We start from the raw sequence: 23,513 nt of genomic DNA on the forward strand, positions 1-23,513 counted from the left end.
TGACCGTCACCGCCGACCGGCCACCGCCTGACCGGTCACAGCCTGACTGTCACCGCCGACCGGTCACAGCCTGACCGGTCACAGCCTGACCGGCCACCGCCTGACCGGTCGGCGGCGGACCGCCTCACGACCAGCGACAAGAAGGACAGCAACACCCGAGGAGAGAGAAAAGCATGATCGTACGGTCCCTACAGGAGATTCTCGGCACCGATCGCGATGTCAAGGCCGAGACCTGGACCAGCCGCCGGTTCGTCCTCGCCAAGGAGGGCGTCGGCTTCTCGATGCACGACACCGTGCTGTACGCGGGCACCGAGACCAAGATGTGGTACGCCAACCACATCGAGGCCGTCTACTGCATCGAGGGCCACGGCGAGCTGGTCAACGACGAGACCGGCGACAAGCACCGCATCGAGCCGGGCGTGATGTACCTGCTCGACGGTCATGAGCACCACACCCTTCGTGCTCATACCGATGTGCGCACGGTCTGCGTGTTCAACCCACCCGTCACCGGGCGCGAAGTCCACGACGAGAACGGTGTCTACCCGCTGCTCACCGAGGAGGACGCATGAGCATCATCGAGTCCCACCCTGATATCAACGACGCGTACCCCACCCGCGTCTCCACCGAGCCCACCCTGCTGTACCGCCAGGACCCCGTCGTGTACGGGGCGCCCGACGGCGGCCCGATCGACGGCGAGACCCTCGACTCGTTCGAGGCCAACGGCTTCCTGTCGATCGACCAGCTGGTCAGCCCGGAGGAGGTCGAGACCTACCGCGCCGAGCTGCGCCGGATGTCGTCGGACCCCGAGGTGCTGGCCGACGAGCGGACCGTGACCGAGCACGGCACGAACGACGTCCGCTCCATCTTCGAGATCCACAAGATCAGTGAGGTCTTCGCCGAACTCGTCCGCGACCCCCGCGTCGTCGGCCGCGCCCGGCAGATTCTCGGCTCCGATGTTTACGTGCACCAGAGCCGGGTCAACTACAAGCCAGGTTTCACTGGCAAGGACTTCTACTGGCACTCCGATTTCGAGACCTGGCACGCGGAGGACGGCATGCCCCGCATGCGCGCGGTGAGCATTTCCATCGCCCTCACGGAGAACTTCGTGCACAATGGCGGGCTTATGATCATGCCCGGTTCGCACAAGACCTTCGTGGCGTGCGTCGGCGAGACTCCGGCGGACCACTACAAGGCCTCGCTGAAGTCTCAGGAGATCGGCACGCCCGATCCGGGCAGCCTGTCGATCCTCGCCGACAAGCACGGCATCGAGCTGTTCACGGGCGCCGCCGGCTCCGCGACCATGTTCGACTGCAACTGCATGCACGGCTCCAACGGGAACATCACCCCGTTCCCCCGCTCGAATGTCTTCGTCGTCTTCAACAGCGTCGAGAACACCTGCGGTGAGCCCTTCTCTGCGCCGTCGCCGCGCCCGAGCTTCATCGGCGCGCGCGATTTCACCCCGGTGGGCGCCTGAGAATCCACCGTCCTCCTGTCCCCTAGTCCCCCCGATGTCCAGTCCCCCGCTGTCTAGTCCCCCGCCAACTACAACGACCCACCGAGCCCGTCGGAGGCCTTTCGGCCCCCGGCGGGCTCGGTGGCACCCCCGATCAGGAGTTCAAAGATGACTTCCTCCCGACGCGATTTCCTGCGCAGCGGCGTTCTCCTCGCCGGGGCGGTGCCCATCCTCGGCGCCGCCGCGTGCTCGACCACCGACCCGGACAAGGAGAAGTCGGGCGGCGGCACCCTGGAGAAGGCCAAGAAGCAGGGCTACATCCAGGTCGGCTACGCCAACGAGTCCCCGTACGGCTTCACCACCGCCGGCGGCAAGCTGACGGGCGAGGCGCCCGAGCTCGCCAAGATCATTTTCAAGGAACTCGGCATCAACGAGATCCGCGGCGTCCAGGTGGCCTTCGACGGGCTCATCCCCGGCGTGCAGGCCAAGCGCTTCGACGCGATCGCGGCGGGGATGTTCATCAACGCCAAGCGGTGCGCCGCGGTCGCCTTCGCCGACCCGGAGTACATCGCCAAGACCGCCTTCCTGGTGCCCAAGGGCAACCCCAAGGGCATCAAGAACTTCGACGACGCCAGCAAGAAGAAGGCCAAGGTCGGCGTGATGAAGGGTGCGGTCGAGGCCGACTACGCCGCCAAGCTCGGTGTCAGCGAGGGCAACATCAAGACCTTCCCCGACGCCCCCGGTGCCTTCGACGGCATCAAGGCCGGCCGCTGTGACTGCATCGCGCTCACCCGCATCTCCCTGGTGGACCTGCTGTCCAAGCACAAGGGCGACCCGTTCGAGGTCACCGACGCCTTCGATGTGAAGATCGACGGCAAGGAGCAGTTCGGCGCGGGCGGCTTCGGCTTCCGCAAGGCCGACACCGACCTCGTGCAGGCGTTCAACGGCAAGCTCGCCGAGCTGAAGCAGAACGGCCGCCTGCTGCAGACCCTCCAGCCGTTCGGGTTCAGCCAGGCCGAGATGCCCGGCGACCACAAGGCCGCCGAGTTCTGCCAGGCCTGATCCCATGTCGGAGATCCTCAAGAGCCCGCTGTTGTGGCACGGGGCCGGGAAGACGTTGCAGCTGACGCTGTATTCGGCGGTCTTCGCGCTGGTCCTGGCCTTCCTCTTCGGGCTGATGGGCACCTCGACCCACCTCTGGCTGCGCGCGATCGGCCGGACCTACGTGGAGTTCTTCCGCGGCCTGCCGGCGCTGATCCTGATGTTCTGGTTCTTCTACTCGCTGCCGCTCGTCGGCTTCAGGCTCGAGACGCTGTTCTGCGGCGTGCTCGCCCTGAGCCTCAACTATGGTGCCTACGGCGCCGAGGTGGTGCGCGGGTCGATCAACGCCGTTCCGAAGGCGCAGTACGAGGCGACCATCGCGCTCAACATGCGGCCCATGCAGCGCATGCGGCGGGTGCTGATGCCTCAGGCGGTCCCGCTCATGCTGCCCCCGTTCGGCAACCTGCTGATCGAGCTGCTCAAGGCCACCGCCATCGTGTCGCTCATCAGCATCAGCGACCTGATGTTTGGCGCCGAGAAGCTGCGGGCCTCCACGGGCAAGACCGTCACGGTGTACCTGATCATCCTGGTCGTCTACTTCGTGATCGCGCAGGTGCTCCAGGTGCTCGTGCGCCTCCTGGAACGCCGTAGCCAGCGCAGCCTCGGCCGCCGGCCCCAGCGGGGCGCCGCGAGGTCCATCGCCGGCACCGCGGGCGCCCAGGGCGCCCCGGGCGCCGTCGTCGCGGGCGGTAGTGGAGGTGCGAGCTCATGAGCTGGGACTGGAACCTCGCGGGCCACGTGGTGTCCCCGCTTCTCAGCGGTCTGAAGTACACGCTGGGTGCGACCGTGCTGGGCTACCTGCTGGCGCTCGCCCTCGGCCTCGTCTGGGCCATCCTCCGCAGGTCGCCCAACATCGTGGTGAACCAGGTGGTCCGCTGGGTCGTCGAGTTCATCCGGAGCACACCGCTGCTGGTGCAGCTGGCCTTCCTGTTCTACGCGCTGCCGGAGGCCGGATTCCAGTTCAGTCCCTTCTGGACCGGTGTGATCGGGCTCGGCACGCACTACTCGACCTACATCTCGGAGGTCTACCGCGCGGGCATCGAGGACGTGCCGCGCGGGCAGTGGGAGGCGTGCACGGCCCTCAACCTGCCCCGCAGGCGGGTCTGGTTCGGCGTTGTGCTGCCGCAGGCGGTTCGCAAGGTCATCCCGACCCTGGGCAACTACCTGATCGCGCTGTTCAAGGACACGCCACTGCTGCTCGTGATCACGGTGCCGGAAATGATGTCCCGGGCGACGACCGAGGCCGGGAAGGCCGCGGACTACCTCGAGCCGCTCACCATGGCCGCGGCCATCTTCGTCATCGTCAGCGTCCTGTCTTCCGTACTGATCCGACGATTGGAGGGGCGTTATGCCACCCACTGACACAGCCCCCGACGCCCCCACCCCCGAGGCGAGCCCGGAAAAGGCGGACGTCGCGCTGCCCCATGGCGCCACACCGGGCATCCGCTTCGAGAAGGTCGTCAAACACTTCGGCGACAACGTCGTGCTCCGCGAGCTCGACTTCACCGTCGAACCGGGCGAGCGCGTGACGCTCATCGGGCCGAGCGGCTCCGGCAAGACCACGATCCTGCGGCTGCTGATGACGCTGGAGAAGGTCAACGGCGGGACCATCTTCGTCGGCGACACGCCCCTGTCGCACATGGACCGCGGCGGCAAGCTCGTACCGGCGAACGAGAAGCACCTGCACGAGATGCGCAAGCAGATCGGCATGGTGTTCCAGCAGTTCAACCTGTTCCCGAACATGAACGTGCTGCGCAACCTCATCGAGGGTCCGGTCCGCGTGCTCGGCCTTTCCAAGGACGAGGCCGTCGAACGGGCCCGCGGGCTGCTCGACATGGTCGGCCTCGCGGACAAGATCGACGCGCACCCGTCCCAGCTCTCGGGCGGCCAGCAGCAGCGGGTCGCGATCGCCCGGGCCCTGGCGATGCAGCCGAAGGTGCTGCTGCTGGACGAGGTCACCTCGGCGCTCGACCCCGAGCTGGTGGTCGGCGTGCAGGACCTGCTGCGCGACATCGCCCGTGAGAGCGACCTGACCCTGCTGTGCGTGACCCACGAGATGCACTTCGCACGCGACATCTCCAACCGGGTCCTGATGTTCGACAAGGGCCAGATCGTCGAGGAGGGCCCGCCGGAACAGATCTTCGGCGAGCCCACCGAGCAGCGCACCAAGGACTTCCTCCAGGCCGTCCTGGCCTCCTGAGGAGCCTTTTCGGGCCTCTGGCGTACCCCATGGGGTACGCCAGAGGCCTTTTTCTGCCGGGATACCCCGTCTTTCTGCCGGGATACACCGTCCTTTTTCGGCCGAGCGGGTCAGCAGGCCGAACTGGGACGGCTTCCATCCGCGGAAAAGGCGGAGACGCCAGGACGACATTCCGGAGACAGCGCGGCGACGTTCTCGAGACACGCACGTCCTCTCATGGGTGGCACAAAGTAAAGCTCCCAGGAGGGACCCCATGAGGAAGCCATTCGCCATCGCCGCTGGTGCGACGGCAATGCTCGCGACACTGACGCCTGTCAGCCCGGCGCACGCGGCGGCCGGTCATCCGGCGAACTCGGCCACCGGTCATCCGGCTCCCGCCGCGGCCACGCGCCCCGGCACCGGCACCGGCACCGGCACCGGCACCGGCACCGGCACCGGCACCATGGACGACGTTGAGGCGATCCCCGTCAAGGGCAAGAACTTTCCCCCGGGCAAGTGGATGTACCTGCGGTTCAGGCACAGCAAGAAGTGCCTGACCGTCGGCGGAGCCAGCAAGAGGGATGGCGCCTACATCAACCAGTATCGGTGCGTCGGCGCGACCAACCAGCAGTGGCGGTTCGAGCAGGTCGCGGCCTTCTTCGGGGTCTACCGCAACCGGAACAGCGGCAAGTGCTTCGACCTGGCCCACGGCGGCAAGAAGGGCACCAAGCTCTGGCAGTGGAAGTGCCACGGGAAGAACAACCAGAAGTTCACCTTCATGAAGCCCTGGATCAGGTCCTACAAGAACAACGCGCTTGACGTGGCGGGCGCGTCCAAGGCCGACAACGCACCGGTGGTCGCTTGGACCGTCAAGCGGGCCAAGAACCAGTACTTCGACAACTGGTACGCCTGAGCGCGGGCCGGACCAAAGCAGAGGAAGGATTCGGAATGTCTCCGAGGCGATTGGCGATCTCTGTCGCAGCCGGCGTCCTGGCCGGGTCGAGCATGATGACCGGCGTTGCCCAGGCGGACGATGCCTCCCCGCATGGGCGCAGCGGTGCCGCCACCGAACACGCCCGTTCCGCCACGGCGGCGGCGTGCAATGCCTGGGCGCTGGCGGATCTTAAGGACGGGACCACCAACATGTACGGGGCGGGAGGGGCCTCCTGCCGGTCCAAGTCCAGCTTCGTCATTGCGGTCCGCCTGTTCGGCGGTTACAACGTCCTCGCCAAGAAGATCGTGAAATGCAAGAAGAAGGTGTACGCCTGCACCACCTACACCCCGTACGTGCGGGACCGCTGGCGCGGCAAGCAGATGTGGTGCACGGAGGTCGGCGTCGTGGTCAACGGGCGCTCCACTTACTCCAAGAAGCGCTGCGTCCGGCATTAGCCCGCTGCCATCCGGAGCCCCCTCGTCCGCCAGGTGCCGGGACGAGGGGGCTCTTGTGATCGCCGCGCGACCAAGCGGCAGCCTCCGTCGTTGAATCAGAATCCAATTCGGTACGGTGGCGGGTAGTGCTTGGAGAGGAGAACCCGTGGCGGTGGCGGATGGTTAGCGGCGCGAGCATCGCGGGGCTCGGGATGACCGAGCTCGGCAAGGTGTACGGGCGCAGCCCGCGGCGGCTGGCGGCCGACGCCGTACGGCTCGCGGTGGCCGACGCGGGGCTCGGGCTCGGGGATCTCGACGGGCTGCTGGTCAGCCACGGGATGGGCGGGTCGCCGGGGATCGAACTGGCGGACACGCTGGGGCTGCGGGATCTGCGGTTGCTGACGCAGATGAACTCGTTCGGCGCCACGGCCGGGGCGATGGTGTCGTACGCGGCGATGTCGGTGATGAGCGGGGCCGCGTCCACGGTGGCGTGTGTCTTCGCGGATGCGCCGTTGAAGCCCAAGCAGTCGGCGGGGTCGGCGTACCACCGGAACGCGCCGGAGTGGTACGGCTTCGGCGGCATGACGGCTGCCTTGGGGTTCCGGAGTGTCAACGCGTTCTACGCGCTGGCGGCCCAGCGGCACATGGAGCGGTACGGGACGACCAGTGAGCAGCTGGGGGCTATCGCGGTCAGCACTCGGGAGTGGGCGACGAGGAATCCGCTCGCCCAGATGAGGGAGCCGATCTCGCTGGAGGACCATCAGAGCTCGCGGTGGGTCGCCGAGCCGCTGCATCTGCTGGACTGCTGTCTGGTGTCGAACGGCGCTATCGCCGTGATTGTGACGAGCGCTGAGCGCGCGCAGGATCTGGCTCAGCCGGCCGTGCACGTGTGGGGCTGGGGGCAGGGGCATCCGGGGCACCGCAAGGAGCGCGGCAGCGAGTTCGGGCTCACGACCGGGGCGCAGACCTCCGGGCCGATCGCGATGAAGATGGCCGGGGTCACGGTCGATGATGTCGACATCTGCCAGCTATACGACTGCTATACCTACACGGTTCTGGTGTCGCTGGAGGACTACGGCTTCTGCGGCAAGGGCGAGGGCGGCGCGTTCGTCGCCTCCGGGGCGCTCGGACCGGGCGGCGCGCTGCCGACCAACACCGGCGGCGGTCAGCTGTCCGCCTATTACATGTGGGGCATGACGCCGTTGTCGGAGGCCGTCGTCCAGGCGCGTGGGCAGGGCGGCGAACGGCAGGCGGACAAGAACGACGTCGTGCTGGTGAGCGGGAACGGCGGCATCCTGGACCATCATTCGACCCTCATCGTCAGCCCGCACGCCAAGGGGGCCCTGTGAGCTCAACGGGCATGGACATCGGGATCCTGCGCCGGGACGGGCGGACGGACGCGTTCTTCGACGGCACCGCCGAGGACAGGCTGGTCATCAAGCGGTGCGAGCCGTGCGACCGGTGGTTCGCGCCGAGCGAGACCGCCTGCCCCGGCTGCGGCGAGGAGGAGCTGACCTGGGCGCAGGCGTCCGGGGACGCCACCCTGGTCACCTGGACGGTCACGCATGGCCGTCCGAACGAGGACGGGACCGCGCCTCCCCCGGCCTATCTCGCGCTGGTCGAGCTGGCGGAGGGCCCTTGGCTGCACGCACGGCTGGACGGCGTCGAGCCGTCGGAACTGCGGGAAGGGCAGCCGCTGAGGGCGACGTTCGAGCACCCGGCTGAGGGCGAGTCCTATCTGCTGTTCCGGCCCGTGTGATCATGAGGGGATGGGACTGAGGGAGCCGTATCCGCCGATCGAGCCGCACGAGTCGGGGATGCTCGCCGTCGGCGACGGCAACGAGATCTACTGGGAGGTCTGCGGGAACCCGGACGGGAAGCCCGTGATCTTCCTGCACGGCGGGCCGGGCGCGGGCGCCGGGGCGTTCAACCGGCGCTTCTTCGACCCGGACGCGTACCGGATCGTGCTGTTCGACCAGCGCAACTGCGGGCGGAGCCTGCCGCACGCGAGCGACCCCGAGATCGACCTCAGCGCCAACACGACCGGTCACCTGGTCGCCGACATCGAGCTGCTGCGCGAGCACCTCGGCATCGAGCGGTGGCTGGTGTTCGGCGGCTCATGGGGCAGCACGCTCGCGCTGGCCTACTCCCAGGCCCATCCCGAACGGGTCACCGAGATCATCGTGCGCGGGATCTACCTCGTTCAGCCCGAGGACGAGCCGTGGTGCTTCGACGAGGGCGGCGCGTCGCGGCTCTTCCCGGAGGCGTGGGAGGGGTTCCGCGACCATATTCCGGAGGACGAGCGCGGCGACTACATGGCCGCGTACGCTCGGCGGCTCGCCGATCCCGACCCGGCGGTGCACGTTGCGGCGGCTCAGGCGTGGGTGCGCTGGGAGGACACCATCTCGTTCCTGCTCCCCCAGCCCGAGGAGGACGACGACCCGCGCGCGACCGTGGCGATCGGTCGGCTGGAGAACCACTACTTCGGCAACGACTGCTTCATGGACGAGGGCCAGCTGCTGCGCGACATGCACCACATCCGCCACCTGCCGGGCGTGATCGTGAACGGGCGGTACGACCTGCCGTGCCCGATCGACGCCGCCTGGGCGCTCCACCAGGCCTGGCCCGGCTCGGAGCTGCACGTCGTCCCGGACGCCGGGCACTCCTCCACCGAGCCCGGCACCCTGCACCACCTGATCGAGGCCACCGACCGCTTCCGCCCCTGAACACTCCGCCCCTGAACACTCCGCCCCTGAACACTCCGCCCCTGACCACCCCGCCCCTGACGCTCTGGCTCTGAACGCCCCGGCCCTGGACGCCCCGGCCCTGGACGCTCCGCCCCTGACCGCTCCGCCCCTGACCGCTCCGCCCCTGACCGCCCCGGCCCTGACCGCCCCGGCCCTGACCGCCCCGGCCCTGACCGTCCCGGCCCTGAACGCTCCGCCCCTGACCGCCCCGGCCCTGACCGTCCCGGCCCTGAACGCTCCGCCCCTGACCGCCCCGGCCCTGAACGCTCCGCCCCTGAACGCTCCGCCCCTGAACGCTCTGGCCCTGAACGCTCCGGCCCTGGACGCCCCGGCCGTGAACGCTCCGGCCCTGACCGTCCCGGCCGGGTATGGACCGAATGACGTTCGGTCCATTAGCGTCGGGGCATGCGCACCCAGGTCTGCGAGACGTTCGGCATCGAGTTCCCCCTGTTCGCCTTCAGCCACTGCCGCGACGTGGTCGCCGCCGTCACCAACGCCGGCGGCCTCGGCGTGCTCGGCGCGGTCGCCTACACGCCCGACCGGCTGGAGGAGGAACTGCGCTGGATCGACGACCACGTGGGCGGCCGCCCGTACGGCGTGGACGTGCTGGTCCCCAGCAAGATCGACGAGTCCGCGGAACGGGCCGGGCGCGGCGAGGGCGGGCTCGACACGATGCTCGCTGCCGTGCCCCAGGAGCACTGGGCGTTCCTCTTCCAGCTCTTCGAGAAGTACAACGTGCCGCTGCCCGACTTCGAGAAGGCCAAGAAGGCCAACGCGGGGTCTGGAACAGCACGGGGCGCCGGAACGCAGGTGACGCAGCAGGGCGCCTCCGAGCTCATCGACGTGTCGCTCGCGCACCCGATCGGGCTGATCGCGAGCGCCCTCGGCACCCCGCCCGCCCTCATGGTGGAGAAGGCCAAGGCCGCCGGGATCCCGGTCGCCGCGCTGGTCGGCACCTCCGAGCACGCCCGCCGCCAGGTCGCCGCCGGCGTGGACCTGATCGTCGCGCAGGGCGGCGAGGCGGGCGGCCACACCGGCGAGATCTCCACGATGGTGCTGGTCCCCGAGGTCGTCGACACCGTCGCGCCCGTCCCCGTGCTGGCCGCGGGCGGCATCGCGACCGGCCGCCAGATGGCCGCCTCGATGGCGCTCGGCGCGTCCGGCGTGTGGTGCGGCTCGGTGTGGCTGACCACCGAGGAGGCCGAGACGCCGCCGCATGTGAAGGCCAAGATGCTCGCCGCGACCTCGCGCGACACGATCCGTTCCCGCTCCCGTACGGGCAAGCCCGCGCGCCAGCTCAAGTCGGCGTGGACGGAGGAGTGGGAGGGCGAGGGCAGCCCGGGCGCGCTCGGCATGCCGCTGCAGATGATCGTCGCCGAGGGCGCGATGCGGCAGATCAACAAGGTCGCCGAGTCGGGCAACGAGGGCGCCCGCGAGCTGGCGAACTACTTCGTCGGCCAGTGCGTCGGCCAGATGAACACCGTCAAGCCCGCCCGCCAGGTCGTCTACGACATGATCGAGGAGTTCGCCGACGCCATCGAGCGCCTGAACGCCATGTCAGCTTAGCTTCCGCGGCCTCAGGCCCCTCGCCTGGCGACTCGCCTGGCGGCTCGGGGCCCGAACCGCACGAGCGGCGAGCGCGACACGGCTTCGCCGTCTTGGCGGGCGGCTTCGCCTTCGGCTCGTCGCCCACTCGGTCAGCGCGCTCGCGTGTTGGCTGAGCGGGCGACGCGACAATGCTCAGCGGAACTGGTTGAGCTGCCGCCCCGGGCCCTTGTTGACCTGATCGATGAACAGCTTGGCGAGGGCCTGGTAGCCGGCGTCGGTCGGGTGGAAGCTGCGCGCCTCGGACTTCAGCGCCCCCAGGTCGACCGACAGGCCGTTGATGTAGGGGACTGGGCTGCCGACCTCGTGCCCGGCGAACGCACTGTAGGCGTCGATGAACTCCACGCTCCCCTGGCCCTCGGTCGCCGCGATGCGCCGGTCGGCCTCGCTCGCGACCTGCCTGATCAGCTCGTTCAGGTCGCGGGCGCGGCCGTTCAGCCATTGCTGGTCGTGAACGCTGAGGTTGTCGCCGTTGGAGCCGGACGCCTCGGAGAACCCGCGCGGGTAGCCGAGCACGATCACGCGGGCGGCCGGCGCCCGTTCGTTGATCTTCTGCAGCACGTCGGGCAGGGACTGGCGCAGCTTGGCCATCCGGTCGGCGATCTCGCCGCCCTGGCCCTCGCACTTGTTGCTCCACGGCAGCTTGATGACGCAGTTGGCGAGCACCCGGGCGAAGCCGACGTCGTTCCCGCCGATGCTCAGCGTCACCAGGCTGGTGTTCTGGTCGACGCGCCCGATCTGCGACGGCTCCCCCGACTGCCCGTTCTCCAGGTTGCCGGTCGTCGCGCCCGAGCAGGCCCAGAACGAGGTGCCCTTACCGAACTTGAAGGCCTTGGCCACGTCGTAGTAGTAGGCCTTGCCGCTGCGGTGGCAGCGGTTGAGCGGATTGAGGTCGGCCGGGCTCAGGTTGGCGCCGACGCCCGCCGAGTAGGAGTCGCCCAGCGCGACGTACGACCCGTGCGTGGCGGCCTCGGCCGGTGTGAGCGCCTTGCTGCCGTGCGCGGCGACCGGGTCGGCGGGCTTGGGCGGCTGGAGCTTGGCCGTGCAGCCGTCCCCGAAGACGTGGCAGCGCGCGGCGGGCAGCGCCACCAGCGGAACGACTCCCAGGACCAGCAACCCCGCCAAGATCGCCAGGGCGAGTCCGCGTTCCCCGAGCCGGTCCTTGATCCGCTCCGGCCACGAACCCGACATCGCCCGCCCTCCACTCGTCCCCGCATGACCAGACGTCCATGACGTCTCTCAGGTTCCCGAGGCCGAGCCCTTTACATTGTAGATCAAATACGTAGATCAAATACCGGGAGGTGCCGGGGGCCTCGGACGGGGGAATCCTTCATTCAAGGGGAACCACGATACTTCCGGGGGAATCATGCTCGCGGTCCTCACGGGCCTTGGACTGTCCGCGGCCGCGGGCCTCAACGCCTACATCCCACTGCTCGTGGTGGGCCTCCTCGACCGCTACACCGACGTGGTCAGGCTGCCCGCAGAGTTCGGCTGGCTGACCAACGGCTGGGTCCTGTCCGCGATCGCCGTCCTGCTCATCGCCGAGGTGGTCCTGGACAAGGTCCCGATCGTCGACACCGCCAACGACGCCGTCCAGACCTTCGTCCGCCCCGCCGCCGGCGGCGCCGTCTTCGCCGCCACCGACGCCGCGCAGCAGGTCGACTCCTCCACGTTCATGCACGACAACCCCTGGATCGGCTGGGTCCTGGGCATCGTCGTGGCCCTGATCGTCCACCTGACCAAGGCCACCGTCCGCCCGGTGGTGAACGCGGGCACCCTGGGCACCGGCGCCCCGGTCGTCAGCACCGCCGAGGACACCGTCTCCCTGGGCATGAGCCTCCTGGCCATCCTCGCCCCCGTGATCGCCCTGATAGCCCTGGTCCTCCTGGCCTTCGCAGGCCTCCGCCTGGTCAAGGCCGCAAGAGCCCGCCGAAAACGCACCGCCTCCCAAACCCGCCAGGCCTGAGCCCGCTAGCCTGTCTCATTTCAGCCTTGAGCAGGCGTACACAGCAAGGACGAGATGACGGCGGAGCCGAATTACTGGCAGGTCGACTACCCGGCGCCCAAGCCCGGCGGTTATACGGTCGCCGACCTCCCCGGCCTGGTGCTGGACCTGCCGTACGAGCTGGTCGACGGAGAGATCATGATGCTGGCGCCGGCCACTCAGTGGCACGGCGAGGCGAAGATCCTGGTCCGGGACATGCTCCGCCGACAGGCACCAGACGATCTCGCGGTCGTCGTCGAGAAGGGCGTCGAGATCCGCGAGGACTTCGCGCCCGTGCCCGACGTCCTGGTGGTCGACCGGGCGAAGGTCCTGTCGACCAGCCTCGTCTTCGAGCCCGCCGACGTCCGCCTCGTAATCGAGGTGGTCTCGCCCGGCACCCGCACCAAGGATCGCAAGCATCGCCCCGTCGATTACGCGGGCGTCGGCATTCCCAACTTCTGGCTCGTCGAGAACGAGAACGACGCCATGGCCTTCCATACCTACGAGCTGGACCCGGCGAGCAGCGCCTACATCGCCACCGGCATCCATCGGGACCACCTCGAGGTCCGGCAGCCGTACCAGGTGACCGCCGAGATCTCGGCGGTCACCTGGTAGCCGGTCTCGGCTATCGCTTGGCCGGATCGGGTTCGCGGAGGTCGAGGCGGCGGAGGAGTTGGGCGTTCAGCGCGACCACGACCGTGGACAGGCTCATCAGGACCGCGCCGACCTCCATGGACAGGTCGATTCCGGCCCAGGCCAGGGCTCCGGCGGCCAGCGGGACGGTGATGACGTTGTAGCCCGCCGCCCACACCAGGTTCTGGATCATCTTGCGGCGTACGGCGATCGACAGCTTCCGTACGCCCAGGACGGCGCGGGGGTCGTCGCTGGCCAGCACCACGCCCGCGGACTGGACGGCGACGTCGGTGCCGGCGCCGATCGCGATGCCCACGTCCGCGCGGGCCAGGGCGGGCGCGTCGTTCACGCCGTCGCCGACCATCGCCACGCGCAGGCCTCGGGCTTGGAGCTCGGCGACCTTGGCGTCCTTGTCCTGCGGGAGCACCTCGGCGAACACCTCGTCCACGCCGAGGTCCTTGCCGACCGCCTCGGCCACGTTGCGCGCGTCACCGGTGATCATGCCGACCCGTACTCCCGCGTCGTGCAGCTCGCGAACGGCCTGCCGGGACTCGGGCCGGACGGCGTCCTCCAGCGCGAGCGCGCCGATCACCTCATCGCCTGCCAGAACGTGCAGGACCGTGGCGCCGCGTTCGGCCCACTGCCGGGTGGACTCGGCGACCTTCTCCGGCTCCGCGGCGCCGCTGGTGGTGAGCAGGCGCGGTCCGCCGACGCGGACGCGCAGCCCGTCGACGGTCGCCTCGACGCCGAGCGCGGGGATCGAACGGAAGTCCTCGGCCGCCGGGGTCTCGGAGGCGGCGTCGACGATGGCGCGGGCGAGCGGGTGCTCGCTGTCGTTCTCCGCGCCGGCGGCGAGCGCCAGCATCCGGTCGGAGTCCCAGCCCGGGGCCGCGACGACCGCCGAGACGGCGGGCTTGCCCTCGGTGAGCGTGCCGGTCTTGTCGAACAGCACCACGCTGGTGTCGCGCATGCGCTCCAGCGCCACGCGGTCCTTCACCAGGATCCCCTGGCGGGCGGCCAGCTCGGTGGAGATGGCGACGACGAGCGGGATGGCCAGGCCGAGGGCGTGGGGGCACGCGATCACCAGGACGGTCACGGTCTTCTCGATCGCGGAGGCACCGTTCCCGAGGATCGACCAGACCAGCATCGTGATGAGGCCCGCGCCCATCGCGTAGTAGAAGAGCAGCGCCGCGGCCTTGTCGGCCAGCACCTGGGCGCGCGACTTGGAGGCCTGGGCGTCGGCGACCAGCCGCTGGATGCCCGCCAGCGCGGTCTCCTCTCCCACGGCCGTGACCCGCACCCGTACGGCCGTGTCGGTCGCGACCGTGCCTGCCACCACGCGGTCCCCGACGCCGCGGGCGACCGGCCGCGACTCGCCGGTGATCATCGATTCGTCGAACTCGCCGGTGCCCTCGACGACCGTTCCGTCGGCGGGTACGCGCCCGCCCGGACGGACCAGGACGACGTCGCCGACCGCCAGCGCGCCGACGGCGACCTTCTCGACGCCGCCAGGGGTCACGCGTTCGGCCTCGTCGGGCAGCAGCGCGGCCAGGGCGTCGAGCGCGCCGGACGCGGCGCCCAGCGCACGCATCTCCAGCCAGTGGCCGAGCAGCATGATGTCGACGAGGAGGACCAGCTCCCACCAGAAGTCGAGCCGGTGCGAGGCCAGTTCCAGGGTGGCTGCCCAGGACGCGACGAACGCGACGGAGATGGCCGTCGCGATCAGCGTCATCATGCCGGGCCTGCGTCCGCGCAGCTCGTCCACGGCGCCGGTCAGGAACGGCCAGCCGCCGTACACGAAGACGACCGTGCCGAGCAGCGGCGGAATCCACCTGGCCGGCCCGCCGTGCGGCGCGTCGTACCCCAGCAGGTCGGCCGCCATCGGGCTCAGCGCCACGACGGGAATCGAGATCAGCAGGCTCAGCCAGAACTTCCGCTTGAACACCGCGGCATGATCACCATGCCCGCCATGCCCGCCGTGCCCACCATGGCCCACGTGCCCGCCGTGCTCCTCATGGCCACCGTGGACACCATGGTCCTGCGTCTGCGTCTGCGTCTGCGTCTGCGGCTGCGGCTGCGGCTGCGGCTGCGCGTGTTCGTGCTCGTGTGCCTGTTGCATGTCTCGCCTCCCTCGCATACCCCATCAGGGTATACGACCGGGAACGATCTACCCCTGGCGGGTATTCCCCGATTCGGCGGAAAGGAGTCACTGCAGGAAGTCACATCGCGGCAAGGCGGGAGGTCACGGCCCCGGCGGCCTCGATCAGCTCGGGAACGTGCTCGGCGAGGCTCTCGTCGCGGCTGGTGGGGACGACCAGGCTCAGGCTGGCCACCACGCCCGTACGGGAGAAGACCGGCGCCGCGATGCCGCTGACGCCCGCCTTCAGTTCGTCGTGCGAGTAGTCGTGGCCCGTCCGCCGGATCTCTTCCAGCCGTTCGATCAGCGGCGCGGGGGCCTCCGCAGCGAGATGGGCCAGTACGGCGCGCCCCGCCGCGCCCACGCTCAGCGGGTTGCGGTCGCCCGGCTGGTAGTCGACCCGGACCGGGTGCCGGGACCCCTGAACGCGGTCGGCGACGACGATCTCCTCACCTTCCCGCACGTGCAGGGTCACGGTCTCCCCCGTGGCGGCGCTGAGTTCGGTCATCACGGGCCGCGCGGCGGTCAGCAGGTCGCTCTCCACCTGCTCGGCGAGGTGCCGCAGCACGAGCCCGAGGGCGTACGAGCTGCCCTGGCGCCGCACGAAGCCGCGCCCCTCCAAGGTGGCCAGCAGCCGGTGAACGACCGTGCGGTGCATGCCCAGCCGTTCGGCCAGCCCAGCCGCCGTTCCCGGGCCCGCCTCCGCCATCGAGAGCAGCAGAACGAGCGCCTGGTCGGCGGTCTTGGAGATCTCGGGCACGGTTCACCTCAGGCTCGGAGCAGCAACTCGGGATCAGGGCTGTGACCCGGGGTCGGAGCAGTAACTCCGGATCGGGGCTGTGACGTCGGTCTTTGACGTGACCGGGAGCACATCCTTAGGCTATCCGATAATCGGGTTGTTTAGTCCGATTATCGGACAAGCCTGATCGACACTAGCGACACGAGCGACACGAGCGAGGAGGTCGGCGTGGCCTACTACCGGCGGGTCGGCGCGGTTCCGCCCAAGCGCCACACCCAGCACCGCACTCCGGAGGGCTCCCTCTACTTCGAGGAGCTCATGGGCGAGGAGGGCTTCTCCTCCGACTCCTCCCTCCTCTATCACCGGTACATCCCCTCGGCGATCGCGGACGCCGAGCCGTGGGAGCCGCCGAACATGGTCGTCACCCCGAACCATCCGCTGAAGCCGCGCCACCTGAAGACCCACGACCTCACCGAGGACTGGAAGGCGCAGGACATCGTCACCGGGCGCCGGCTCCTGCTCGGCAACGACGACGTCCGGCTGTCGTACGCCGCCGCCGGTGAGTCCTCCCCGCTCTACCGCAACGCGATCGGCGACGAGTGCGTTTACGTCGAGTCCGGCTCGGGGGCCGTCGAGACCGTCTTCGGCGAGCTGCCCGTGCGCCAGGGCGACTACGTGATCCTCCCCCGCGCCACCACGCACCGCTGGGTGCCCGAGGGCGGCGAGCCGCTCCGCGTCTTCATCATCGAGGCGAGCAGCCACATCACGCCCGCGCGCCGCTACCTGTCGAAGTTCGGCCAGCTGCTGGAGCACGCCCCGTACTGCGAACGCGACCTGCACGGCCCCGAGGGCCTGCTCACCGCCGAGGGCGAGGACGTCCCCGTCCTCGTCAAGCACCGCGGCGCGCGCGGCGAGATCACCGGCACCCGCTACGTCTACCCGCACCACCCGTTCGACGTGGTCGGCTGGGACGGCTGCCTGTACCCCTACACGTTCAACATCGGCGACTTCGAGCCGATCACCGGCCGCGTGCACCAGCCGCCGCCCGTACACCAGGTCTTCGAGGGCAACGGCTTCGTGGTCTGCAACTTCGTGCCCCGCAAGGTCGACTACCACCCGCTGTCGATCCCCGTGCCGTACTACCACTCCAACGTCGACTCCGACGAGGTGCTGTTCTACTGCGGCGGCAACTACGAGGCCCGCAAGGGCTCGGGCATCGGCCAGGGCTCGATCTCGCTGCACCCCGGCGGCCACGCTCACGGCCCGCAGCCCGGCGCGTACGAGCGCAGCATCGGCGTCGAGTTCTTCGACGAGCTCGCAGTCATGGTCGACACGTTCCGTCCCCTGCAGGTGGGCGAAGGCGGCCTCGCCTCCGAGGACGAGGCGTACGCCTGGACCTGGGCGGGCGGCCGGAAATGACCGGCGGGCCGGACCGGACCGGGCTGCTGTCCGGGCTCGTCGACGACGCCGGACTGTTCCCGCCCACGTCCCTGAACATGGCGGACGCGGTTCACCGTCACGTCAACGACCAGGCGGCCCGGCATCCGATGCTGAGCCATCGCTTCCTGTGCCCGGCCAGCCGCCTGGCCGAGCTGCGGAGCCGCCTGAACGGCGCGCGCCGCGTCCGCCTCGGTCTCATCGCCGACACCGGCCTGGACGGCCTGCCCGACGCGCTCAAGGAGATCGACATCGATCCCCGCGTCGAGCTGGCCCACCTAGAGGTTCCCCTGGCCGCGATCCCGCACGACCCCGCCACCGCCGTCGTCGAGACGCGCCGGGTCATCGGCGACGCGCAGGCCTTCTTCGAGCCCTCCTCCTACGCCGCCGTCCCCGAGACGGTCCGAGCGCTGGGCGGCGGCCCGCAGGGCGGCTCGAACCGCGTCGGCACGCAGGGCGGCTCGAACCGCGTCGGCACGCAGGGCGGCTTGAACGGCGTCGGCCCGAACGGCGTCGGCCCGAACGGCGTCGGCCCGAACGGCGTCGGCTCCAAGGGCAGCGGCGCACACGGCGTCGGCTCCAAGGACGTCGGCGCACACGGCGTCGGCGTGAAGGAGGGCGGTTCCGAGGGCGGCGGCTTGAAGCTTCGCTGCGGCGGCATCAAACCGGAGCTCTTCCCCAGTCCCGCCACCTTGGCGAACGCCATAGTCACCGCGGTGGCCGCGAACGTCCCCCTCAAGGCCACCGCAGGCCTCCATGAAGCCGTACGCCATCACAACCCGGAGACCGGCTTCACCCACCACGGCTACCTCAACCTCCTCCTGGCCGTGGCCGAGGCCCTGGACGGCGCCGAGCCCTACGACGTCCGTACGGCCCTGGAGCTCACCGACCCCGCCGCCCTGACGACCCGCCTCCGGGCGGTCACCGACGTAGAGCGCCTACGCAGGGCCTTCGTCAGCTACGGCTCCTGCAGTACCTCCACACCGATCGAACAGGCACGCGCGCTAGGCCTTGAGGAAGGACCACGATGACTACCGGCTTCGGGCTGAACAACCTCCCGTACGGCGTGTTCTCCACGCCCGGCACGGCACCCCGGGTCGGTGTGCGCTTCGGCGACCAGGTCCTGGATCTGGCCGCCGCCCTGAACGACCCGGTCTTCGCCAGCCCCTCCCTCAACCCGTTCATGGCCCAGGGCCGCGCCCGCTGGACCGAGGTCCGCGCGCGCATCCCCGCCGCCCTGGAGAACGGCCCGCTGCACCCCCTCACCGGTGTCCACCTCCACATGCCGTTCGAAGTGGCCGACTACGTCGACTTCTACGCCTCCGAAGAGCACGCGACCAACCTGGGCCGCATGTTCCGCCCGGACTCAGCCCCGCTGCTGCCCAACTGGAAGCACCTGCCGGTCGGCTACCACGGCCGCGCCGGCACCGTCGTTCCCTCGGGCACCGGCATCGTCCGCCCCTCCGGCCAGCGCAAGCCGCCGAACCAGCGAACACCGGACCACGGCCCCTCCCGCCGCCTCGACGTGGAGGTGGAGGTCGGTTTCGTCGTGGGCTCCCCCTCACCCCTCGGCCAACCGATCCCCACCTCCGCCTTCGCCGATCACGTGTTCGGCGTCTGCCTGGTGAACGACTGGTCCGCGCGCGACATCCAGGCCTGGGAGTACGTCCCACTGGGCCCGTTCCTAGGGAAGTCCTTCGCGACGTCCATCTCCCCTTGGATCGTCCCCCTGGACGCCCTCACCGAGGCCCGCGTTCCCACCCCGCCCCAGGACCCGGCCCCACTCCCCTACCTGACCGACGCCGAGCCCTGGGGTCTGGACCTGTCCCTGACGCTTTCCCTGAACGGCCACGCGCTCTCCCACCCGCCGTACGCGTCGATGTACTGGTCGCCTGCCCAGATGCTCGCCCACATGACCGTCAACGGCGCCAGCGTCCGTACAGGAGATCTCTACGCCTCCGGCACCGTGTCCGGCCCGGACGCCTCCCAGCGCGGCTCGTTCATCGAACTCACCTGGGGCGGCGAAAACCCCCTGAAGCTCCACGACGGCAGCACCCGCACCTTCCTAGAGGACGGCGACGAGGTCACCATCACCGCAACCGCCCCTGGCACCAACGGCGAGGCCATTTCCTTCGGAGAAGTGAAGGGCCGCATTCTGCCGATCCAATGACTGGATTTTCATTCTCTGAGGATTGTGTGGCGAGTCGACTCCGTAGCGTGACAATCTGCTCACATGTCGGAACACGGCTCGACCGTTCGCCGCCGAGCGATCGGCAAAGCGCTGCGCGCAGTGCGCGAGGAGGCCGGATACTCCCTCGCCGCCGCCAGTCGGCACGTTGAACGCTCGGCCTCGTCCCTCAGCATCATTGAGAACGGCGGCCAGCTACTCCGCCCCCGCGACCTGAACTTCATCCTGGACAGCTACGAGGTCGACCCCGGCCTCCGCGCCACCCTGCTGACCCTCACCAAGCAGGAGCAGCAAACCGGCTGGTGGAACGAGTTCAGGGACATCACCTCGTTGGATGACCGCGACTACGTGTCCCTGGAGAACTCCGCAAGCAGGCTGTCGGGTATCTACACGCAAAGCATCCCAGGGCTGCTGCAGACGGAGGAATACACGCGTTCCATCATGCGTGCGAGCCTGTTTGAGAACGATCCGCGTCGGGCCGAACGCTATGTGGGTTTCCGAATGGCGCGGCAGCGGGTCCTGCGTTCACCCGCCCCTCCACAGCTGCACGTGATCATCGATGAAGCCGCACTTCGCCGTGTTCGCAGCGAGCCAGGCGTCATGAGCGACCAGCTTCAACACTTGCTCGACCGGTCACGCGACGAGCACGTCACCATCCAAGTCCTTTCCTTCTCCAGCGCGGCTGCTGTCACGCACAACGGAACGTTTGCGATCGTGGAGGTCGGTGCCCCATCCACGCTCAGCGTTGTGCTGGTCGATCGACTCACAAAGCGGATCTCCATAGAGGACGCGGAGGAGATCGACCGCTTCCACGTTGCCTTCCGACAAACCGTCCCGGTCGCTCTATCTCCTCATGATTCCCGAATCATGATCGAGGAGGTAGCGTCACAACTATGACCAGACCGGACCCTTCCCACTCCGCCTGGCGAAAGAGCACCCACAGCGACGCAGAGCAAGCCACGTGCGTCGAGGTGGCACAGCAGGATCACCGCATCGCCGTGCGCGACTCCATGGACCCGGACGGCCCCAGGCTCTCCCTCTCCGGTCCTGCCTGGCGCGCCTTTCTGAGCGGCATCAAGTCTCGGGCTTGAATCTGACATTGGTGTGAGGTTCTACCTTGGCGGCATGACGAACACCGCTGAGAACCAACTCTTCGACTACAGCCCCATCACCGACCGCCCGCAGCTCACGTGGCCTGGCGGCGCCAAGGTCGCGTTCTACGTCGGCCTCAACATTGAGCACTTCCTCGTTGATCGCCCGTCCACCAGCATTTGGCCCGGCACGGCGGAGTTGGTCCCGGACGCGCTCAACTACGGCTGGCGCGACTACGGCCCCCGCGTCGGCATCTGGCGAACGATCCAGAGCCTGGACCGGCACGGCATCCGGGCGAGCGCGCTCCTCAACTCCGACGCCGCCAAGCACTACCCGCAGATCATCAAGGCCGGTGTGGAGCGCGATTGGGCCTGGCTGGCGCACGGCCGTACCAACTCGATCCTGCACGCCGACATGTCCGAGGACGAAGAGCGCGCCGTACTCACCGACATCGTCGGCACCATCACCGACGCGACCGGCCAGCGCCCTAATGGCTGGATGGGCCCCGGCCTCACCGAGACCTTCAACACCCCGGCCCTCCTCGCCGAGCAAGGCCTGAGCTACATCCTGGACTGGACGAACGACGACCAGCCGTACGCCCTCAACGTGCCCGGAATGTTCAGCGTCCCCTACACCGTCGAGCTGAACGACCTGGGCCTCTTCTCCAAGGGCACCACCGGCCCGGATTTCGTTCAGATCGTCAAGGACCAGTACGAGCAGCTGCGCGACGACTCCGAGCACAGCGGCCGCGTGATGGCCCTGGCCCTGCACCCGTTCGTGACCGGCCAGCCGTTCCGCGCCAAGTACCTGGACCAGGCGCTGGAGTTCGTCGCCGCGCAGCCGGACGTCTGGCTGACCACCAGCGACGAGATCGCCGACCACTACAAGCGCACGCTCCAGGAACGCCCGTAGCCGTGGCCACGACGGCCGCCGGCCTTTGTTGATCAGCTAACCGCTCACCACCGGGCGGCATCGGTCGCCCCTTCCGCTGAGATCTGGTGCCCGCCTGCGGGTTGAGTGATGGCTACAGACCAAAAGCTCGGCGACGAAAAGAGTGGGCGGGTGGCTGGACGTTGGTGTTCGAGTGCGGGTTTCGCGGTGGCTGATGTTCGAACCCTTAGCGCGCTTCGCGCGGGATGCGGCTACGATCACCCCTTCCGCTCGGCTTCCCGCCCGTCTACGGGTTGAAGCTGGTTGAAGGCCGAAAAGCTCAGCGACGACGAAGGAAGGAGCCGGGCCCGGATGGGCTGGTCGGGCGCGGACCTCACGTGGCTGAGCCACAAGCCCGTGGAGCCGCGCTTCACACAGAAAAGACGCCATCGAAAGAATCTTCGAATATTTTCTATTCGATCATCACATTGACGCACTGTGATGGTAAAGTAACGGTATGAGTTCGATCGTGGCGGACCCCGCATCCGCTTCCACCCGGCAGCTGGTGGAAGCGGCATCCGTCATATTCTCCGAACTCGCCAACCGGGCCGCGCCCGAATCTGGCACCGCCTGCATGGAGCTGGCCGAGGCACTGGCCAGAGCCACTGACCAGGCCGAGCATGCGCTGGCCGGGCTGATCGCCGTGGTCGACCGGACCGGCGAGATGAAGCACTGGGGCCTGCCCTCCACCCAGGCCTGGCTGCGCTGCCGGATGGGCATGCGCGAAGGCCGCGCCAAGGAACGCATCACTCTCGCCCGCCAACTCCACCGCCTCGGCCGCGTCCGCAAAGACCTGGCCGCCGGTGACTTGTCCTTCGGCTACGCCGCCACCATCGCCGACGCCGTGCAGCGCCTGGGCGACGACGACACCGCCGTCGCCGAGGACATCCTCCTCACCGCCGCAGGCGAAGGCCTGTCGGCCGGGAAGGTCGCCAAACTGGGCGGCAAGATCCACGACCTGGTCCGCGAGCACAACGGCGAAGAGAGGCCACCCGAGGACATCCAGCGCGGCTATGAGCGCTCCTGGGTGACCGTCAGCCGGTCGCTGGATGGGGGCTGCTACCTCAAGGGCTGGCTCAACCCCGAAGACACCGCCATCCTCGACGGCACCCTCGCGCCCCTCGCCAAACCCGCCGGAACTGACGACTACCGAGACTTGGCTGAGCGGACCGCCGCCGCCCTCACCACCGTGCTCGCCGGAGGCCACGGAGCCACCCGCGTCACCGTCATCGCCGACCTAGAGACCCTCACCGGCGCCGACACCCCCGGACGACTCCGCGACGGCACCCCAATCCCCGCCGAACAAGTCCGCCGCCTAGCGCTGACCGCCGGAATCTCACCCCTGATCCTCGGCCCCGGACACATCCCCCTCTACCTCGGCCACACCATCCGAATCGCCAACTCCGGCCAACGCCGCGTCCTCGAAACCCTCTACGACACCTGCGCCGTCCACGGCTGCGAAGTCCCCGGCTTCCTCTGCGAAGTCGACCACGTCGACGGCTGGGCACTCGGCAGCCCCACCGACATCGACAAACTCACCCTCTGCTGCGGCTGGCACAACCGCTGGAAACACACCAACCCCCAACAGATACAGATCAGCAAAACCGACGGCCGATTCGTCTACCGGACCCTGGCGCCCGACGGGATCGCACGAGCTCGAAGATCGACCCCCGAACACGACGCCAACCCCTGGCACGACGACCACCCCCTAGCCGCCTGACCAAGGCCCGGAGCCTCACCCACTCCGGGCTACAGGCACGCCCACGCGCGCCCCTTCCCCCGGCGCCTTCCCGCGCGAAGCGCGGCCCAAAGGCATGAACCCCAGCCACGTGACCACCCGCACCCGACCAGCACACCCCAGCCAGCACCCCTCCTTGCTCGTCGCTGAGCTTTTCGGCCTTCAGCCATCACCCACCCCCG

Annotated in this window: 24 protein-coding genes; 21 read left to right on the top strand and 3 right to left on the bottom strand. The window is 69.0% G+C overall.

Features of this window, described 5'->3' with window-relative positions:
* Window positions 1–173: 173 nt before the first annotated feature.
* The 12 genes from J4573_RS21475 (at window position 174) to J4573_RS21530 (ending at window position 10,414) form a co-directional block, all read left to right on the top strand.
* On the top strand, window positions 174–569 hold the full coding sequence (locus J4573_RS21475; RefSeq protein ID WP_208257561.1) for an ectoine synthase: 396 nt from the start codon (window positions 174–176) through the stop codon (window positions 567–569).
* Entirely contained in the window at window positions 566–1,474 is a 909-nt protein-coding gene (thpD, locus tag J4573_RS21480; RefSeq protein ID WP_208257562.1) for an ectoine hydroxylase, read from the top strand. The genes J4573_RS21475 and thpD overlap by 4 nt, the downstream gene beginning before the upstream one ends.
* 147 nt (window positions 1,475–1,621) lie before the next feature.
* The gene (ehuB, locus tag J4573_RS21485; RefSeq protein ID WP_208257563.1) at window positions 1,622–2,515 is read left to right on the top strand and encodes an ectoine/hydroxyectoine ABC transporter substrate-binding protein EhuB; all 894 of its coding nucleotides are present in this window, start codon (window positions 1,622–1,624) and stop codon (window positions 2,513–2,515) included.
* Between the two features lie 4 nt (window positions 2,516–2,519).
* Window positions 2,520–3,266, top strand: a complete 747-nt coding sequence (ehuC, locus tag J4573_RS21490) for an ectoine/hydroxyectoine ABC transporter permease subunit EhuC (RefSeq protein ID WP_208257564.1) — start codon at window positions 2,520–2,522, stop codon at window positions 3,264–3,266.
* On the top strand, window positions 3,263–3,916 hold the full coding sequence (ehuD, locus tag J4573_RS21495) for an ectoine/hydroxyectoine ABC transporter permease subunit EhuD (protein ID WP_208257565.1): 654 nt from the start codon (window positions 3,263–3,265) through the stop codon (window positions 3,914–3,916). The genes ehuC and ehuD overlap by 4 nt, the downstream gene beginning before the upstream one ends.
* Complete coding sequence (ehuA, locus tag J4573_RS21500; RefSeq protein WP_208257566.1) at window positions 3,903–4,754, top strand: ectoine/hydroxyectoine ABC transporter ATP-binding protein EhuA; 852 nt, start codon at window positions 3,903–3,905, stop codon at window positions 4,752–4,754. Before ehuD ends, ehuA begins: the two co-directional genes overlap by 14 nt.
* Window positions 4,755–5,007: 253 nt before the next feature.
* Window positions 5,008–5,646, top strand: coding sequence for an RICIN domain-containing protein (locus J4573_RS21505; RefSeq protein ID WP_208257567.1), 639 nt, complete (start codon window positions 5,008–5,010; stop codon window positions 5,644–5,646).
* Between the two features lie 35 nt (window positions 5,647–5,681).
* Window positions 5,682–6,122 carry a hypothetical protein gene (locus tag J4573_RS21510; RefSeq protein ID WP_208257568.1) on the top strand — a complete coding sequence of 147 codons (441 nt, stop codon included), beginning with the start codon at window positions 5,682–5,684 and terminating at the stop codon, window positions 6,120–6,122.
* A gap of 125 nt (window positions 6,123–6,247) precedes the next feature.
* Window positions 6,248–7,450 carry a thiolase family protein gene (locus J4573_RS21515; RefSeq protein ID WP_307796765.1) on the top strand — a complete coding sequence of 401 codons (1,203 nt, stop codon included), beginning with the start codon at window positions 6,248–6,250 and terminating at the stop codon, window positions 7,448–7,450.
* Window positions 7,447–7,860: a Zn-ribbon domain-containing OB-fold protein gene (locus J4573_RS21520; protein WP_307796766.1), complete on the top strand. Its 414-nt coding sequence runs from the start codon at window positions 7,447–7,449 to the stop codon at window positions 7,858–7,860. The genes J4573_RS21515 and J4573_RS21520 overlap by 4 nt, the downstream gene beginning before the upstream one ends.
* A gap of 10 nt (window positions 7,861–7,870) precedes the next feature.
* Complete coding sequence (gene pip / locus J4573_RS21525) at window positions 7,871–8,827, top strand: prolyl aminopeptidase (protein ID WP_208257569.1); 957 nt, start codon at window positions 7,871–7,873, stop codon at window positions 8,825–8,827.
* Window positions 8,828–9,253: 426 nt separating this feature from the next.
* Window positions 9,254–10,414, top strand: coding sequence for an NAD(P)H-dependent flavin oxidoreductase (locus J4573_RS21530; protein WP_208257570.1), 1,161 nt, complete (start codon window positions 9,254–9,256; stop codon window positions 10,412–10,414).
* Between the two features lie 174 nt (window positions 10,415–10,588).
* Here J4573_RS21530 and J4573_RS21535 read toward each other — a convergent pair whose 3' ends face one another.
* The gene (locus J4573_RS21535) at window positions 10,589–11,644 is read right to left on the bottom strand and encodes an SGNH/GDSL hydrolase family protein (protein ID WP_208257571.1); all 1,056 of its coding nucleotides are present in this window, start codon (window positions 11,642–11,644) and stop codon (window positions 10,589–10,591) included.
* Between the two features lie 175 nt (window positions 11,645–11,819).
* On the opposite strand from J4573_RS21535, the gene J4573_RS21540 reads away from it, so the two are divergent.
* Window positions 11,820–12,419 (top strand): DUF4126 domain-containing protein, encoded by a 600-nt coding sequence (locus J4573_RS21540; protein WP_208257572.1) that lies wholly within the window; start codon window positions 11,820–11,822, stop codon window positions 12,417–12,419.
* Between the two features lie 54 nt (window positions 12,420–12,473).
* A complete protein-coding gene (locus J4573_RS21545) occupies window positions 12,474–13,052 on the top strand; it encodes a Uma2 family endonuclease (RefSeq protein ID WP_208257573.1) in 579 nt (192 codons plus the stop codon).
* Between the two features lie 10 nt (window positions 13,053–13,062).
* Here J4573_RS21545 and J4573_RS21550 read toward each other — a convergent pair whose 3' ends face one another.
* Together J4573_RS21550 and J4573_RS56150 are read right to left on the bottom strand one after the other, a co-directional pair.
* Window positions 13,063–15,189 carry a heavy metal translocating P-type ATPase gene (locus J4573_RS21550; protein WP_208257574.1) on the bottom strand — a complete coding sequence of 709 codons (2,127 nt, stop codon included), beginning with the start codon at window positions 15,187–15,189 and terminating at the stop codon, window positions 13,063–13,065.
* A gap of 100 nt (window positions 15,190–15,289) precedes the next feature.
* On the bottom strand, window positions 15,290–15,967 hold the full coding sequence (locus J4573_RS56150; RefSeq protein ID WP_208257575.1) for an IclR family transcriptional regulator: 678 nt from the start codon (window positions 15,965–15,967) through the stop codon (window positions 15,290–15,292).
* 207 nt (window positions 15,968–16,174) lie between these two features.
* On the opposite strand from J4573_RS56150, the gene J4573_RS21560 reads away from it, so the two are divergent.
* The 7 genes from J4573_RS21560 (at window position 16,175) to J4573_RS21590 (ending at window position 23,313) form a co-directional block, all read left to right on the top strand.
* On the top strand, window positions 16,175–17,365 hold the full coding sequence (locus J4573_RS21560) for a homogentisate 1,2-dioxygenase (protein ID WP_208257576.1): 1,191 nt from the start codon (window positions 16,175–16,177) through the stop codon (window positions 17,363–17,365).
* The gene (locus J4573_RS21565; RefSeq protein ID WP_208257577.1) at window positions 17,362–18,414 is read left to right on the top strand and encodes a hypothetical protein; all 1,053 of its coding nucleotides are present in this window, start codon (window positions 17,362–17,364) and stop codon (window positions 18,412–18,414) included. Before J4573_RS21560 ends, J4573_RS21565 begins: the two co-directional genes overlap by 4 nt.
* Window positions 18,411–19,553 carry a fumarylacetoacetase gene (gene fahA, locus J4573_RS21570; RefSeq protein ID WP_208257578.1) on the top strand — a complete coding sequence of 381 codons (1,143 nt, stop codon included), beginning with the start codon at window positions 18,411–18,413 and terminating at the stop codon, window positions 19,551–19,553. Before J4573_RS21565 ends, fahA begins: the two co-directional genes overlap by 4 nt.
* A gap of 63 nt (window positions 19,554–19,616) precedes the next feature.
* The gene (locus J4573_RS21575) at window positions 19,617–20,468 is read left to right on the top strand and encodes a helix-turn-helix domain-containing protein (RefSeq protein WP_208257579.1); all 852 of its coding nucleotides are present in this window, start codon (window positions 19,617–19,619) and stop codon (window positions 20,466–20,468) included.
* On the top strand, window positions 20,465–20,662 hold the full coding sequence (locus tag J4573_RS21580) for a DUF397 domain-containing protein (RefSeq protein ID WP_208257580.1): 198 nt from the start codon (window positions 20,465–20,467) through the stop codon (window positions 20,660–20,662). The genes J4573_RS21575 and J4573_RS21580 overlap by 4 nt, the downstream gene beginning before the upstream one ends.
* Window positions 20,663–20,696: 34 nt before the next feature.
* Window positions 20,697–21,575 carry a polysaccharide deacetylase family protein gene (locus tag J4573_RS21585; RefSeq protein ID WP_208257581.1) on the top strand — a complete coding sequence of 293 codons (879 nt, stop codon included), beginning with the start codon at window positions 20,697–20,699 and terminating at the stop codon, window positions 21,573–21,575.
* A gap of 475 nt (window positions 21,576–22,050) precedes the next feature.
* Window positions 22,051–23,313, top strand: coding sequence for an HNH endonuclease signature motif containing protein (locus J4573_RS21590; RefSeq protein WP_208257582.1), 1,263 nt, complete (start codon window positions 22,051–22,053; stop codon window positions 23,311–23,313).
* Window positions 23,314–23,513 lie beyond the last annotated feature (200 nt).

This window comes from Actinomadura barringtoniae, assembly GCF_017573505.1.
Lineage (GTDB): Bacteria > Actinomycetota > Actinomycetes > Streptosporangiales > Streptosporangiaceae > Spirillospora > Spirillospora barringtoniae.

What these genes read in the sequence shown, in the direction of transcription:
- J4573_RS21475 (WP_208257561.1), top strand. Translation starts at nt 174, where the DNA reads ATGATCGTACGGTCCCTACAGGAGATTCTCGGCACCGATCGCGATGTC.
- thpD (WP_208257562.1), top strand. Translation starts at nt 566, where the DNA reads ATGAGCATCATCGAGTCCCACCCTGATATCAACGACGCGTACCCCACC.
- ehuB (WP_208257563.1), top strand. Translation starts at nt 1,622, where the DNA reads ATGACTTCCTCCCGACGCGATTTCCTGCGCAGCGGCGTTCTCCTCGCC.
- ehuC (WP_208257564.1), top strand. Translation starts at nt 2,520, where the DNA reads ATGTCGGAGATCCTCAAGAGCCCGCTGTTGTGGCACGGGGCCGGGAAG.
- ehuD (WP_208257565.1), top strand. Translation starts at nt 3,263, where the DNA reads ATGAGCTGGGACTGGAACCTCGCGGGCCACGTGGTGTCCCCGCTTCTC.
- ehuA (WP_208257566.1), top strand. Translation starts at nt 3,903, where the DNA reads ATGCCACCCACTGACACAGCCCCCGACGCCCCCACCCCCGAGGCGAGC.
- J4573_RS21505 (WP_208257567.1), top strand. Translation starts at nt 5,008, where the DNA reads ATGAGGAAGCCATTCGCCATCGCCGCTGGTGCGACGGCAATGCTCGCG.
- J4573_RS21510 (WP_208257568.1), top strand. Translation starts at nt 5,682, where the DNA reads ATGTCTCCGAGGCGATTGGCGATCTCTGTCGCAGCCGGCGTCCTGGCC.
- pip (WP_208257569.1), top strand. Translation starts at nt 7,871, where the DNA reads ATGGGACTGAGGGAGCCGTATCCGCCGATCGAGCCGCACGAGTCGGGG.
- J4573_RS21530 (WP_208257570.1), top strand. Translation starts at nt 9,254, where the DNA reads ATGCGCACCCAGGTCTGCGAGACGTTCGGCATCGAGTTCCCCCTGTTC.
- J4573_RS21535 (WP_208257571.1), bottom strand. Translation starts at nt 11,644, where the DNA reads ATGTCGGGTTCGTGGCCGGAGCGGATCAAGGACCGGCTCGGGGAACGC.
- J4573_RS21540 (WP_208257572.1), top strand. Translation starts at nt 11,820, where the DNA reads ATGCTCGCGGTCCTCACGGGCCTTGGACTGTCCGCGGCCGCGGGCCTC.
- J4573_RS21545 (WP_208257573.1), top strand. Translation starts at nt 12,474, where the DNA reads ATGACGGCGGAGCCGAATTACTGGCAGGTCGACTACCCGGCGCCCAAG.
- J4573_RS21550 (WP_208257574.1), bottom strand. Translation starts at nt 15,189, where the DNA reads ATGCAACAGGCACACGAGCACGAACACGCGCAGCCGCAGCCGCAGCCG.
- J4573_RS21565 (WP_208257577.1), top strand. Translation starts at nt 17,362, where the DNA reads ATGACCGGCGGGCCGGACCGGACCGGGCTGCTGTCCGGGCTCGTCGAC.
- fahA (WP_208257578.1), top strand. Translation starts at nt 18,411, where the DNA reads ATGACTACCGGCTTCGGGCTGAACAACCTCCCGTACGGCGTGTTCTCC.
- J4573_RS21575 (WP_208257579.1), top strand. Translation starts at nt 19,617, where the DNA reads ATGTCGGAACACGGCTCGACCGTTCGCCGCCGAGCGATCGGCAAAGCG.
- J4573_RS21580 (WP_208257580.1), top strand. Translation starts at nt 20,465, where the DNA reads ATGACCAGACCGGACCCTTCCCACTCCGCCTGGCGAAAGAGCACCCAC.
- J4573_RS21585 (WP_208257581.1), top strand. Translation starts at nt 20,697, where the DNA reads ATGACGAACACCGCTGAGAACCAACTCTTCGACTACAGCCCCATCACC.
- J4573_RS21590 (WP_208257582.1), top strand. Translation starts at nt 22,051, where the DNA reads ATGAGTTCGATCGTGGCGGACCCCGCATCCGCTTCCACCCGGCAGCTG.